At 63.4% G+C, this 13411-nt stretch carries 12 protein-coding genes and 1 pseudogene; 1 reads left to right on the top strand and 12 read right to left on the bottom strand.

The genetic code is table 11. From position 1 onward, the window contains the following. The 9 genes and pseudogenes from APH42_RS21955 to APH42_RS21915 form a co-directional block, all read right to left on the bottom strand. Nucleotides 1–278, bottom strand: a pseudogene (locus tag APH42_RS21955) (anthranilate synthase component I); the annotation flags it as partial. Nucleotides 279–347: 69 nt separating this feature from the next. Beyond that, on the bottom strand, nucleotides 348–1166 hold the full coding sequence (locus APH42_RS21950; RefSeq protein WP_060494201.1) for a phosphoglycolate phosphatase: 819 nt from the start codon (nucleotides 1164–1166) through the stop codon (nucleotides 348–350). Beyond that, nucleotides 1163–1837: a ribulose-phosphate 3-epimerase gene (gene rpe, locus APH42_RS21945; RefSeq protein ID WP_003255539.1), complete on the bottom strand. Its 675-nt coding sequence runs from the start codon at nucleotides 1835–1837 to the stop codon at nucleotides 1163–1165. Before rpe ends, APH42_RS21950 begins: the two co-directional genes overlap by 4 nt. 155 nt (nucleotides 1838–1992) lie before the next feature. Beyond that, on the bottom strand, nucleotides 1993–2820 hold the full coding sequence (locus tag APH42_RS21940; protein WP_003260880.1) for an ABC transporter permease: 828 nt from the start codon (nucleotides 2818–2820) through the stop codon (nucleotides 1993–1995). A 10-nt stretch (nucleotides 2821–2830) separates the two neighbouring features. After that, complete coding sequence (locus APH42_RS21935) at nucleotides 2831–4078, bottom strand: ABC transporter permease (RefSeq protein ID WP_012270210.1); 1248 nt, start codon at nucleotides 4076–4078, stop codon at nucleotides 2831–2833. A gap of 66 nt (nucleotides 4079–4144) precedes the next feature. Further along, nucleotides 4145–5179 (bottom strand): ABC transporter substrate-binding protein, encoded by a 1035-nt coding sequence (locus tag APH42_RS21930; RefSeq protein WP_012270209.1) that lies wholly within the window; start codon nucleotides 5177–5179, stop codon nucleotides 4145–4147. Between the two features lie 40 nt (nucleotides 5180–5219). After that, nucleotides 5220–6344, bottom strand: a complete 1125-nt coding sequence (locus tag APH42_RS21925) for an ABC transporter ATP-binding protein (RefSeq protein ID WP_012270208.1) — start codon at nucleotides 6342–6344, stop codon at nucleotides 5220–5222. Between the two features lie 304 nt (nucleotides 6345–6648). Further along, nucleotides 6649–7278, bottom strand: a complete 630-nt coding sequence (locus APH42_RS21920; RefSeq protein ID WP_003255549.1) for a response regulator transcription factor — start codon at nucleotides 7276–7278, stop codon at nucleotides 6649–6651. Nucleotides 7279–7288: 10 nt separating this feature from the next. Continuing rightward, nucleotides 7289–9676, bottom strand: a complete 2388-nt coding sequence (locus tag APH42_RS21915) for a PAS domain S-box protein (protein ID WP_060494200.1) — start codon at nucleotides 9674–9676, stop codon at nucleotides 7289–7291. A gap of 95 nt (nucleotides 9677–9771) precedes the next feature. On the opposite strand from APH42_RS21915, the gene APH42_RS21910 reads away from it, so the two are divergent. After that, the gene (locus APH42_RS21910) at nucleotides 9772–10770 is read left to right on the top strand and encodes an alpha/beta hydrolase family protein (RefSeq protein WP_060494199.1); all 999 of its coding nucleotides are present in this window, start codon (nucleotides 9772–9774) and stop codon (nucleotides 10768–10770) included. Between the two features lie 101 nt (nucleotides 10771–10871). Here the strand turns inward: APH42_RS21910 and APH42_RS21905 are convergent, their stop codons facing one another. From APH42_RS21905 to APH42_RS21895, 3 genes are read right to left on the bottom strand one after another with little or no spacing between them, the layout of a single operon-like run. Next, on the bottom strand, nucleotides 10872–11639 hold the full coding sequence (locus APH42_RS21905) for a TerB family tellurite resistance protein (RefSeq protein WP_012270205.1): 768 nt from the start codon (nucleotides 11637–11639) through the stop codon (nucleotides 10872–10874). 1 nt (nucleotide 11640) lies between these two features. Then, nucleotides 11641–12312 (bottom strand): N-acetylmuramate alpha-1-phosphate uridylyltransferase MurU, encoded by a 672-nt coding sequence (gene murU, locus APH42_RS21900; protein ID WP_060494198.1) that lies wholly within the window; start codon nucleotides 12310–12312, stop codon nucleotides 11641–11643. After that, complete coding sequence (locus tag APH42_RS21895; protein ID WP_012270203.1) at nucleotides 12309–13328, bottom strand: aminoglycoside phosphotransferase family protein; 1020 nt, start codon at nucleotides 13326–13328, stop codon at nucleotides 12309–12311. Before APH42_RS21895 ends, murU begins: the two co-directional genes overlap by 4 nt. Nucleotides 13329–13411: the final 83 nt, after the last annotated feature.

Raw genomic sequence — 13411 nt, 5'->3', positions numbered from 1 at the left:
GGGTCTTCGACATCGTGGCTTTCCACTTCCACGCCATCCTGCAGGATGCTGACGTGGTAGCCATGCACACGCATCACCGTGCGCGACGGCAAGCCGATCATCGAGTAACGGCCCCACTTCTCGCCGCCCTGCACCGATTCGAGCAGGTACGAGTTGGGTTGGTCAGCCAGTTTCAGGTAGATCGACAGCGGCGTGTCGAAGTCGGCCAGGGTTTCGCAGGCCAAAGGAATGCGGTTGTAGCCGGCAGCGGCCAGGCGCAGGAATTCTTCGCGGTTCATGAGTAGCCTCGTGGCAAGCAGCAGTAGGTCAGGCAAACGGACGGGCCGGCACGCGCCGGCAGGCAAAAGTCAGGCGCGCCAACGCCAACGGGCCAGGGCCTTGATGACTTTCATCCAGAATTTGCCGGTAACCACCACGGTGGGCTCTCTGTCTTGTGAGGCTTGAAGGTCCGCCAACGTTATCCCAGTGGCCGGGTCTGCGCAACCAGGCAGCAAAGCGCGCAGATCGTCGATCACCAGGTTGGGGGATTCGTCGTTGATCGGCCGGCCATGGTTGTAGCCGTAGGTCAGGCCCACGCATTGCACACCAGCTGCCTTGGCGGCCAGCACGTCACTGCGCGAATCGCCGACAAACAGCGACTGCTGCGGAGTAACACCGGCCATCTGCATGACGAACAGCAGCGCCGCCGGGTCGGGCTTCTTCTGCGGCAGGGTGTCACCGCCGATGATCCAGCGGAAGTAGTTGCCGATCTTCATCTGGTCCAGCAGCGGGCCAACGAAGCGCTCAGGCTTGTTGGTAATCAGCGCCATCTCCACACCCTGCTTGCGCAGCCAGCGCAGGGTGTCCCGCACGCCGGGGTAGACCACCGTCAGCTCATGGCTTTCGGCATAGGCGTCCATGAACAGCGCCAGCGCCTGCTCGGCCAGGGCGTCGTCCACTGTGGTGTGGTCGATGCCTCCGGCCAACGCCCGACGCACCAGCACCTGGGCACCATTGCCAACCCAGTGGCGCACGGCCTCAAGGCCTGCAGGCGGGCGCCCCAGTTCGAGCAGCATACGGTCCACGGCGGCGGCCAGGTCTGGCACGGAGTCGATCAGGGTACCGTCCAGATCGAACATCACCAGCCTCGGCAGCGTCCCCGGGAACAGCTGCTCGAAGCCACTCATGGGCGGGCCAGGGCCAGTTCGGCGCGCATCTTGGCGATGACTTCCTGGTAGTCCGGGGCGTTGAAGATCGCCGAGCCAGCCACGAAGGTGTCAGCGCCAGCGGCAGCGATCTCGCGGATGTTGTTGACGTTCACGCCGCCGTCGATTTCCAGGCGGATATCACGGCCACTGGCGTCGATCAGCGCACGCGCTTCGCGCAGTTTGTCGAGGGTGCCGGGGATGAACTTTTGCCCGCCAAAGCCTGGGTTGACGCTCATCAGCAACACCATGTCGATCTTGTCCATCACATACTTCAGGGCGTCCAGGCTGGTGGCCGGGTTGAACACCAGGCCAGCCTTGCAGCCACCGTCCTTGATCAGTTGCAGCGAACGGTCGATGTGCTGCGTGGCTTCCGGGTGGAAGGTGATGTAGGTTGCGCCGGCTTCGATGAAGTCGCCGATGATACGGTCGACGGGGCTGACCATCAGGTGCACGTCGATCGGCGCGGTGACGCCGTACTTGCGCAGGGCGGTGCAAACCATCGGACCAATGGTCAGGTTGGGGACATAGTGGTTGTCCATGACATCGAAGTGAACGATGTCTGCACCCGCAGCCAATACCTTGTCGACGTCCTCACCCAGGCGGGCAAAATCGGCGGAGAGAATGGAGGGGGCAATAGCGTAGGGCTGCATGGCGCACCTGTTGGCAGAATCACGGTGGCGCGCATTGTAACTCAGGGAAACGGATAGAGGCTGATTGGTATCAATCCATGTCGACCAGCTGTTTCAACCTGTACCGGCCTCTTCGTGGCTAACGCCGCGAAGAGGCCGGTACAGGCACCTCCTCATCAGGCCGGCTGTTGGGTCCTCAGCTTCTCGCTGCGCCCACGCAGCCACTCCAGGGTCAGCAGCAACACCACCGAGAAAGCAATCAGCAAGGTTGCCGCCGCAGCAATGGTCGGGCTGAGGTTTTCGCGGATACCGCTGAACATCTGCCGCGGCAGGGTCGCCTGCTCCGGCCCGGCCAGAAACAGTGTTACCACCACTTCGTCAAACGAAGTGGCAAAGGCGAACAGCGCGCCCGAGATAACACCGGGTGCAATCAGTGGCAGGGTCACTCGGCGGAAGGTCAGCAGCGGCGAGGCACCCAGGCTGGCCGCCGCGCGCACCAGGTTGTAGTTGAAGCCCTGCAAGGTTGCCGACACGGTAATGATGACGAACGGCACACCCAGCACCGCATGCACCAGAATCAGCGAGGTAAAACTGTTGCCCATGCCCAGTGGGGCGAAGAACAGGTAACTGGCGACCCCGATGATCACCACCGGGACCACCATTGGCGATATCACCAGCGCCATCACCAGCGACTTGCCGGGGAAGTCGCCACGGGTCAGCCCGATGGCCGCCAGGGTGCCGAACACCATGGCCAGCACCGTGGCCGCCGGGGCGACGATGATGCTGTTCTTCAACGCCCGCATCCACTCGGCCGAGCCGAAGAAGTCCTGATACCACTGCAGCGAGAAGCCCTGCAGCGGGTACACCAGGAAGCTGCCACTGTTGAACGACAGCGGCACGATCACCAGCACCGGCAAGATCAGGAACAGCAGGATCAAGCCACAAAGAATGCGCAGGCTATAGAACCAGACCCGTTCCACGGGCGACATGTATGGGCTCAGCATGACAGGCTCCTCAGCTCAGGCGCAGGCGGCTGGCGCCGACCAGCCAGCTATAGATCAAGTACAACAGCACAGTCGCCAGCAGCAGCAGCCCGCCCAGCGCGGTGGCCATGCCCCAGTTGATGCTGGTGTTGGTATAGAAAGCGACGAAGTAGCTGACCATCTGGTCGTTCGGGCTGCCGAGCAGCGCCGGGGTGATGTAGTAGCCGATGGCCAGGATGAACACCAGCAGGCACCCCGCGCCAACGCCGGCATAGGTCTGCGGGAAGTACACCCGCCAGAAGCTGGCGAACGGGTGGCACCCCAGCGAGATCGCCGCGCGCATATAGCTGGGCGAAATGCCCTTCATCACGCTGTACAGCGGCAGAATCATGAACGGCAGCAGAATGTGCACCATGGAGATGTACACACCGGTGCGGTTGAACACCAGTTCCAGCGGCTGGTCGATGATGCCCATGGCCATCAGCGCACTGTTGATCAGGCCGCCCGACTGCAGCAGCACGATCCACGCCGCCACCCGCACCAGGATCGAGGTCCAGAACGGCAGCAGTACCAAGATCATCAGCAGGTTGCTCTGGCGGGTCGGCAGGTTGGCCAACAGGTAGGCCAACGGATAGGCCAGCACAAGGCAGATGGCGGTAATCACCACACCCATCCACAGGGTGCGGGCGAAGATATCCAGGTAAATGGCCTGGTCCGGGGTGGCCTTGGCCAGTTCGCCAAGGTCGTCGATACGGTGGTCGACAGAGGCCAGCAGGTAAAAAGAAGTCACCGAACTGGTATTGCGGCGTATGGCCTGCCAGTAGGCCGGGTCGCCCCAACGCTCGTCAACGGCCTGCAAAGCGTCTTTGTAAGAGGCAGGCTCAGCCTTGAATGGCAGTGCCCGGGCTGTCTTGGTCAACAAGCTGCGGTAGCCAGCCAGCTCCATGTTCAAGCGCTTGGAAAGGTCGCCAAGGGTCTGGTTCTTGCGCGATTCGGCCAGGTCCTGGCTCAGTGCCTTGTACACATCCTCGCCCGGCAGGCTCTTGCCGTCCCACTGGGTGATGATGTCTACCGTGCGTGGCAAGCCACCGACCACTTCCGGGTTGCCGACGCTCTTGTACAGCAGCGCCGCGATCGGCACCAGGAACACCAGCAGAAGAAACAGCGCCAACGGCGCGATCAACGCCTGCGCCTTCCAGCGGTTGACCCGCTCGGCGTGTTTGAGGCGCTGCTTGAGACTTGGACCTGCGCCTTCTTTTAGGGGCACTGCAATGGCCATGGCGAACTCCGCGAAACAGGGAAACGGGGAGCGCGGACCCAGCGGCCAGCGCCCCTTTGATGCGCCTTACTTCTTCGCCGCCCAGGCGTTGAAGCGTTGCTCCAGCTGCTCGCTGTTGTCAGCCCAGAAGGCCACATCGATCTGCACCTGGTTGGCGATGTTTTCAGGCGTGGTCGGCATGTCCTTCTTCACGTCTTCCGACAGCAAGCTCACGGCCTTGGCGTTGGCCGGGCCGTAGGCGATGTTCTCGGAGTAGATCTTCTGCTGCTCGGGTTTGACGCTATAGGCAATGAATTTCTTGGCTTCTTCGGCGTTCTTGGCACCTTTAGGAATCGCCCAGGCATCAAAGTCGTAGATACCGCCGTTCCACACCACTTTGAGGTTGCTTTCCTTCTGCACAGCGGCAATACGGCCGTTGTAGGCAGAACTCATGACCACGTCACCGGAGGCCAGGAACTGCGGTGGCTGCGCGCCAGCTTCCCACCACTGGATGTTGGGCTTGAGTTCATCGAGCTTCTTGAAGGCGCGGTCCTGGCCTTCCTTGGTGGCCAGCACTTTGTAGACGTCCTTGGGCGCAACGCCATCGGCCATCAGTGCGAATTCCATCGTGTACTTGGCGCCCTTGCGCAGGCCACGCTTGCCCGGGAACTGCTTGGTGTCCCAGAAGTCGGCCCAGCTGGTGGGGGCGGTCTTGAGCTTGTCGGCGTTGTAGGCCATGACCGTGGACCATACGAAGAAGCCTACGCCGCAAGGCTGGATGGCCCCAGGTACATAGTCGGCGTCATCGCCGAACAGTGCCGGGTCGAGTTCTTCGAACATGCCCTCATCGCAACCGCGCGCCAACTCCGGCGACTCGACCTCTACCAGGTTCCACGACACGCTCTTGGTGTCGACCATCGCCTTGACCTTGGCCATTTCGCCGTTGTACTCGCCTGCGACGATCTTGCCATTACCCGCCTTTTCCCATGGCTCGTAGAACGCTTTGACCTGGGCAGCCTTGTTGGCGCCCCCGAACGAGATCACGGTGAGGTCTGCGGCCATGGCCTGGCCAGCGGCGAACAGCCCCAGGGCCAGGGCGGTCAGTTTCAACTGCTTGCGCATTATTATTCTCTCCACAGTACAGGGTTGGTGAAGCAATCCATCAATGGGCTTCGGCAATCGGATCGAGCGCGCGGGCGTGCTCCACCTCCCAGCCCAGCGGTACCACATCGCCCACGGCCAATGCCGGGTCGAGCTCGGCAATCGGCTGTTTCACGAAGAAGTCGCCCTTGCCGCAAACTTCCAGGCGCACCCGCACGTGGTCGCCCAGGTAAATGAACTCGGCCACCCGTCCAGAGAAGCGGTTGACGCAGCTTTCGCTGTGGCCGTTCAGGCGCACACGCTCCGGGCGAATCGACAGGGTTACCGGCTCGCCGGCCTGGCCGACGTTCACCGCCAGCGCCTCGACCCGTTCACCGCGCGGCAACTGCACCTGGCAGCGTTTGCCATCGCTGGCCAGCAGGGTGCCGTTGATGCGGTTGTTTTCGCCGATGAAGTTGGCGACGAAGGTATTGCAGGGCTCTTCATACAGCGTGCGCGGGTCGGCAATCTGCTGGATTTCGCCCTGGTGGAACACCGCCACGCGGTCGGACATGGTCAGCGCTTCGCCTTGGTCGTGGGTCACGTACACCACGGTCACACCCAGGCGCTGGTGAATATGCTTGATCTCCATCTGCATGTGTTCACGCAGCTGCTTGTCCAGCGCACCGAGCGGCTCGTCCATCAGCACCAACTGCGGCTCGAACACCAGCGCCCGGGCCAGCGCCACTCGCTGCTGCTGGCCGCCGGACAGCTGGCCGGGGTAGCGCTTGGCGAAGGCATCGAGCTGGACCATGTTCAGCACGCGCTTGACCCGCTCGCTGATGTCGGTCTTGCTCAGATTGCGCACGGTCAGCGGAAAGGCCAGGTTCTCGGCCACGGTCATATGCGGGAACAGCGCGTAGTTCTGGAACACCATGCCGATATCGCGCTTGTGCGGCGGCACGTTGTTGATCGAGCGCCCGGCCAGCTGGATTTCACCGGCGGTGGGGGTTTCAAAACCGGCCAGCATCATCAGGCTGGTGGTTTTACCGGAGCCGGACGGGCCAAGCAGGGTAAGGAACTCGCCCTTGCGGATATCCAGGTTGAGGTCTTTGACGATCAGCGACTCGCCGTCGTAGCTCTTCTGCACACCACGGAAGCTGACCAGCGTTTCGCTGGTTGCAGCGTTCGACTTCGCCTCGCTCATGCCTGCACCTTCTTGTTGGATGACTGCGTAGGCAAAAGAGTAGAAGAGGCGCAAGCGCCCGAAAATCGGGGGTGCTGAGAGAATGCCATCATCCGGATGGAAGATTCGCTGTAGGGATTGCCCTACAAAGATGACGCTTTCAGGACACTGCCGCAGTCCTTGCCGGAGCGGCCTTGTGCCGCGAAAGGGCTACGAAGCCCCCCCACAATTCAAGCGAAAGCGCTGAAACAAAGGGGCCGCTATGCGGCCCTTTCGCGACACAAGGCCGCTCTCACAAGGACCGCGAAACCACTCATTGTCGCAATCAGACCAGCTTGTGCTCCATGGCGTACTTCACCAGCTCCGCCAGCGAGTTCACCTTCAGTTTTTGCATCAAGCGCGCTTTGTGGGTGCTGATGGTCTTGCTCGACAGCGCCAGTTGCTGGGCAATGTCGTTGACGTTGGCGCCCTGAGCCAGGCGCTCGAACACCGAGAACTCCCGCTCCGACAGCAGCGTGTGCAATGGCCGAGACTCGGTCAGGCCCACTTCGAACACCATACGGTCGGCCAGCGACGGGTCGATATAACGCCCGCCACCCGCCACCCGGCGAATCGCGGTCAGCAACAGCGCCGGGTCGCTGTCCTTGGTGGCATAACCCGCCGCGCCAGCCTTCAACGCCCGCGCCGCCATCTGTGCCTCGTCGTGCATCGACAGCATCAGGATTGCCGGAGCGTCGTGCAACGCACGGATCCGCGGGATCGCTTCCAGCCCATTCACCCCCGGCATCGAGATATCCAGCAACACCACCTCGCACGGCGTGTGCCGCAGGGTTTCGAGCAACTGCTCGCCGTTACCGGCCTCCCCCGCCACCTGCATGTCCTTGGCCAGGCCGATCAACTGCTTGATACCTTCACGGACAATGGTGTGGTCTTCGGCCACCAGCACTCGAATCACGCTCGCTCTCCTACTCCAACGGAATGGCCACGCTCAGGCTGGTGCCCTCGCCCGGTTGACTGTCCAGCGCCATGCTGCCACCCAACATCAGCACGCGCTCGCGCACACCCACCAGGCCAAACGAGGTGGGCCGGGGCTGGTCGCGGCAAAAGCCCTGGCCGTCGTCACTGACCGTCATGCGCAACTGACCGTCCTGGCGTACCAGCTCGATCTCCACGCTGTGCGCCTGGGCGTGACGCATCACGTTGGTCAGCGCCTCCTGCAGGATACGAAACAATCCAGTGGCCTTGGCATCGCTCAATGCTGGCAGATTATCCGGTACTTGCACCAGACAGGGGATTTGCGTGCGCGCCTCGAAGCGCCGCGCCTGCCATTCGATGGCCGAGGCAATGCCGGCATCGAGAATCGGCGGGCGCAAAGCGGTGGCCACATCGCGCACCAGCTGGAACAGCTGCGCGATCAGGCGCTTCATGCTGCTCAGGCGTTCGTTAAGACCTGGGTCCAGCTCGGCGAATGCCAGCTCGCACATCGACACTTCCAGCTTGAGCACGGTCAGCATCTGCCCCAGTTCGTCGTGCACTTCCCGGGCGATACGGGCCTTTTCTTCTTCACGCACGCTCTCCAGGTGGGCCGACAGTTCGCGCAGCTGCTCTTGAGATTTCGCCAGGGCCAACTCTGCCCGCTTGCCTTGGGTGATGTCCCACACCACACCGTCCCACACCACCTGGCCGTTGCCCAGGCGCCGAGTACTGGCCTTGATGTCGGCCCAGCGCTGTTCACCCTGGCGAGTGAGGATGCGCCCCTGCCAGGACCAGTCCTGGTCGCTGGCCAGGGCCAGGTCCTGTACCCGATGGTAATCGGCGCGGTCCTCGGGGTGCACCAGGTTGCGCAGGCCCATCTGCGGGTGCTGAATCTCGCTGGGCGCATAGCCCACCAGGGCCTCGCTGCCCTCACTGATATAGGGGAACTCCAGGTCGCCCTCGGCCGGGTCGCGCTCCAGACGAAACACCAGCCCCGGCACGTTACCGGCAATGCCCTTGAGCCGTGCCTCGCTCTCGCGCAAGGCCGCCAGGGCGCGGTGGCGCTCGGTGACGTCGGCGAGATAGACCACCAGATATTCGGAATCACGAAAGCGCAGAAAACTCAGCGACAGCTCCACCGGCAGCACGCTGTGATCGGCCCGCCGGCACTGCGCCTCGAACTGGCCGGTACCCCCTGCCCCCGTACGCGCGCCCTTCCACAGCTCCAACCAGCGGTCCATGTTCAGGCTTGGTTCGAAGGTACTCAGCGGCCGCTCCAGCAGCTCGCCCTCGGCATAACCCAGCATGCGCTCGGCAGCGTGGTTGGCGTAGCGCACGTGGCTGTCCCAATTGACCCAAAGGATACCCACCGTACTCTGGTCGATGGCGAACTGGCTCAAGCGCAACGCCTCTTCGCGCACCTGCCGTTCCACAAGGCTTTCTCGCGTGGCCAACAGGCTGCGCTCCAGCTGGCGCTGCTGCCGGCGTTGCCATAGCAATGTGGCCAACGCGCACAGCAGCAGCATGCCGAACAACAAGGCCAGGTTCTGCCAGAAGCCCGGCGATTCACTCAGCCGTGGGTATTTGGGCTGTAACCAACGCTGGTGCAGTTGTTCCAGCTCCTTGGCTGGCAGCGCTTGCAAGCCACGCTCCAATACATCGGCCAACAGTGGCCAGTCGCGCCGGGAACCAATGCGCAGCAATTGCGGCAGGCCGATATCGCCGACCACTGCCAGCTCACTGAACTCGCTTTCGCGTGACAGACGGCTGAGCTGCGCTTCATCCAGCACCGCAAAGGCGGCCTGGCCGCCTACCACCAGTTGCAGGGCCTCACGCTCGTTGGGCACCCCCTGCAGGTTGAGGTTGCTGTAGTTGGCGCGCAGGTAGTCCGCCAGCTGGCTGGGCATGCGCACGGCCACCCGCTGTTCGGCTTCGAGTTTTTCCAGCTCCACGGCCATGGCCCCGGTGCGCGGCCCCACCACCAGTTGCGGCACACGCATGTATGGGTCGCTGAACAACCACAGGCGCAGGCTGGCCGGCGTCTGCGTAAGCCCAGGGGCGAAGTCGATTTCGCCGCTCTGCAGGGCATGCTCCAGGCTGGCCTGGTCGCTGAAGTTGCGCCAGGTGAGGTCCAGCCGCAGCGCCTGCGCCAGGCTGCTCACCAGCTCTACGTTGGCCCCGTACAGTTGCTGCAAGCGCCGGTCGAACTGGGCGTACGGCACCTGCAGCACCAGGCCCACCCGCAGGCTGCGATGGGTATCCAGCCACTGCTGCTGAGCGGGTTCCAATACCACGGCGGGCGGCGCCTCGGGCCTGGCCAATGCAATCAAGGGCAGCCACAAACAGCCGATAACCAACAGGCGACGCACTCGCTTCATCTACACGCTCGTCTTGGCAAAGGCGGCCATGCAGCATGGCCGTCACGGGCAAATACTATTAGGCTGCCGGTATCATTCTGGCCTTGGGTTGACGCATGTCCACACTTTATCGCACGGGGCTGGCAGTGTGCTGCCTGGCTTCGCTCCTTCCACTCGGTGCCTTGGCCGCCGACGCCGAAAAACCACCCGCGACTACCGCGACGCCTGCTGCCGAGTCCCCACGCCCGCCCTTGCTGGAGCGCAGCCAGGAGGATGCCCAGGCGCTCGAAAGGCTGGTGCCCAAGGCCGAACAGCAGACCCTGCAGGCGGGCGCCGACAGCTTCCTGGCCCTGTGGAAGCCGGCCAACGACAGCGACCCGCAAGGGGCGGTGATCATTGTTCCCGGTGCTGGCGAAACGGCCGACTGGCCCAATGCAGTTGGCCCGCTGCGGCAAAAATTCCCTGATGTCGGCTGGCACAGCCTGAGCGTCAGCCTGCCAGATCTGCTCGCCGACAGCCCCCAGGCGAGGGTCGAAGCCAAACCCGCTGCCGAGCCAGAAAAAGCCAAGGGCGAAAGTGCGCCGGCCAAGGATGTACCCGCCGACGCCAATGCCAATATCGCCCAAGCCACCGCGGCCGATGCCGACGCGGCGCAAAACACTGACGCCGAACAGGCCAGCGAACAGGCCGACCCAGCCGACGCCGAGCGCATTTTCGCCCGCCTGGACGCCGCAGTGGCGTTTGCCCAGCAGCACAACGCACGCAGCATCGTGCTGATCGGCCATGGCAGCGGCGCGTACTGGGCGGCCCGCTACCTGAGCGAGAAGCAACCGCCGCAGGTACAGAAACTGGTGATGGTCGCCGCACAGACACCGGCTCGCGTGGAGCATGACCTGGAGAGCCTGGCGCCAACCTTGAAGGTGCCGACTGCCGATATCTACTACGTTACCCGCAGCCAGGACCGCAATGCAGCCGAGCAGCGCCTGCAGGCCAGCAAACGGCAGAAAGACAGCCAGTACCGGCAGTTGTCGCTGATTGCCATGCCGGGCAACAAGGCTGCGGAGCAAGAGCAGTTGTTCCGCCGCGTGCGAGGATGGATGAGCCCGCAGGGTTGAGCTGAAATCGACGGGGGTGCTTCGCCCCCCTTTCGCGGCGCGAGGCCGCACAAGTGTGGGAGCGGCCTTGTGTCGCGATGGGCGGCAAAGCGGCCCCGTTTTTACAGCCCCCGCCGCTTGCGGATCATGGCATACGCCTGATGCAACTCACGGGTACGCTCGGTCGCTTCACGCACCTGCGCGTCGCTGGCACCGGTACCCGCCAGTTTGTCCGGGTGATGCCGACTGACAAGCCGACGATACGCCTGCTTGACCTTGTCACTATCGGTATCCGCCTCCACCGCCAGCAAGCGCAACGCTGCCGCATAGGTCATGGGGACGCCTTCGGCTGCCGTCGCCTTGCGCGGCTCGTACTCCAGCGACATGGCCTGCACCTGGCGCCTGCTCATGCCCAGCTTCTGCCCCCAGTCCAGCAACAACTCACGCTCCTTGTTGCCCATCTTGCCGTCGGCCCAAACCATGCGCCAACAGGCACGCAAGGTGCCTTCCGCGGCATGCGGCTGCTGGCGGATACGCCGCAGGTGCCCGCCCAGCCGGTCCTTGCCTGCCTTGCCGCGGTTGAACGCATTGATAGCGCGCAGCCGGGCTGCCTCGGCCAGGTCCAGGCGCACCATTTCCTGACGCGCCTGCTGGATATGCAGCTCACCCACCCGACCATCGCACTTGGCCAGGCGCCCGAGCATCACGAACAGCAACTCGTCGTCGCGCAAGGCCGAGCGCCCGCCCAGGCGTTCGCGCATATCGTCCCAGCCTTGCAATCGCAGCCGGCGGTCCATGGCCTGCCCAAGCAGCGCACCGAGCAAGGCACCCGGTATGCTCGCGACAGCAAAGCCGGCACCTACACCAATCACCGTGCCTGGCCACCACATGTCAGGCGCGCTCGCCAATCAAACGCTCAACCTCGGCCAGGCGTTCGAGCGTACCGACATCCACCCAGTGCCCACGGTAGTGTTCGCCAGAGACCTTGCCGGCCGTCATGGCCTGGCGCAGCAACGGTGCCAGCTTGAAGGCGCCCGCCTGGCAACCATCGAACAACGCCGGGTGCAGCAGCGAAATGCCACTGAACGTCAAGGTGCCCGGCGCGTCGTCACCATCGACCACCCGCTCACCCACCAGACGGAAGTCACCGCGCCCGTGATGGCCAGGGTTGTCGACCAGCACCAGGTGAGCCAGGCCTTGCAGGGGAGCCTGCAGACGCGCGAAATCGTAATCGGTCCAGACATCGCCGTTCACCAACAGGAAAGGCGCATCACCCAGCAAAGGCAGGGCCTTGAAGATACCGCCGCCGGTTTCCAGCGGCTCACCTTCAGGTGAATAGCGGATGTTCAGGCCGAAGCGGCTGCCGTCACCCAGATGGTCTTCGATCTGCTGGCCGAGCCAGGCGTGGTTTATCACCACGTCAGTGACGCCCGCTGCCGCCAGGGCGCGCAGGTGGTATTCGATCAGCGGCTGGCCGGCGACCGGGACCAACGGTTTGGGGGTGTGCAGGGTCAGCGGGCGCATGCGCTCGCCCTTGCCCGCTGCCAGGATCATTGCCTTCATGCACGCGCTCCGGCCTGCAACTGCGCAATCAGCTCACCCAGCTCCGCCAATTCGGGCCGGCGACCGATCACTTCATTTATATAGGCGAAGAAACGCGGCACGTCGCCCAGGTAACGCGGTTTGCCGTCGCGGTGGCAGATACGGGCGAAGATGCCGATCACCTTCAGGTGGCGCTGCACGCCCATCAGGTCACTGGCGCGCTGGAAAGCTTCGAACTCAGCGTGCACCGGGATGCCGGCAACCTGCGCCTGCTGCCAGTAGTCACGCAGCCAGGTCTCGACCCGCGCCTGCGGCCAACTGACAAAGGCGTCCTTGAACAGGCAGGTGATGTCGTAGGTGACCGGGCCATACACCGCATCCTGGAAATCCAGCACACCGGGGTTTGGGGTGCTCTGCATCAGGTTGCGCGGCATGTAGTCACGGTGCACCAGCACCTTGGGCTGGGCCAGGGCACTGTCGATCAGCAGCTGGCTGACGCGCTGCCAGGTGGCTTTCTGCGCTTCGCTCAAGGCCAGGCCAAGCTCACGCCCCACGTACCATTCGGGGAACAGCTCCACTTCTCGGCGCAGCAGGGCATCGTCGTAGCTGGGCAGCGGGGCGTCCATCGGCAAACGCTGGAATTTCAAAAGCGCATCGATGGCATCGGCGAACAGGCCATCGGCGTTGTCGGCATTGATGATGTCAAGGTATGTCTGAGTGCCGAGATCCCCAAGCAGCAGGAAGCCACGTTCCAGGTCCTGGGCGTGGATCAGCGGCACATGCACGTCGGCGCTGGCCAGCAGGTGGTCAATGGCGACGAACGGTCGGCAGTTTTCCTGCGGGGGTGGCGCATCCATGATCACGAAGCTGTGGCCAGCCCCCTGCCAGCGGAAGTAGCGGCGAAAGCTCGCGTCGCTGCTGGCAGACGTCAAGCTGCCTGCAGGCACTTCGCCCCAGGCATTGTTGCGGAAAAGTTCATTGAGCTGCTCTTCGAGCCAGACCGTCAGTTGTTGCAGGCGTACATCGTGTTCAGGCATTACAAGGGTCTCCGACGGCCCTAGCCGTCAAGCGGGTCATGCTTTATTATCCAGCATCTTTTTCAGACCATCGAGAGGCGTGC

Source organism: Pseudomonas sp. NBRC 111140, assembly GCF_001320885.1.
In the GTDB taxonomy this organism is placed as follows: domain Bacteria; phylum Pseudomonadota; class Gammaproteobacteria; order Pseudomonadales; family Pseudomonadaceae; genus Aquipseudomonas; species Aquipseudomonas putida_P.
This window is presented reverse-complemented; position numbering and strand designations above follow the sequence as displayed.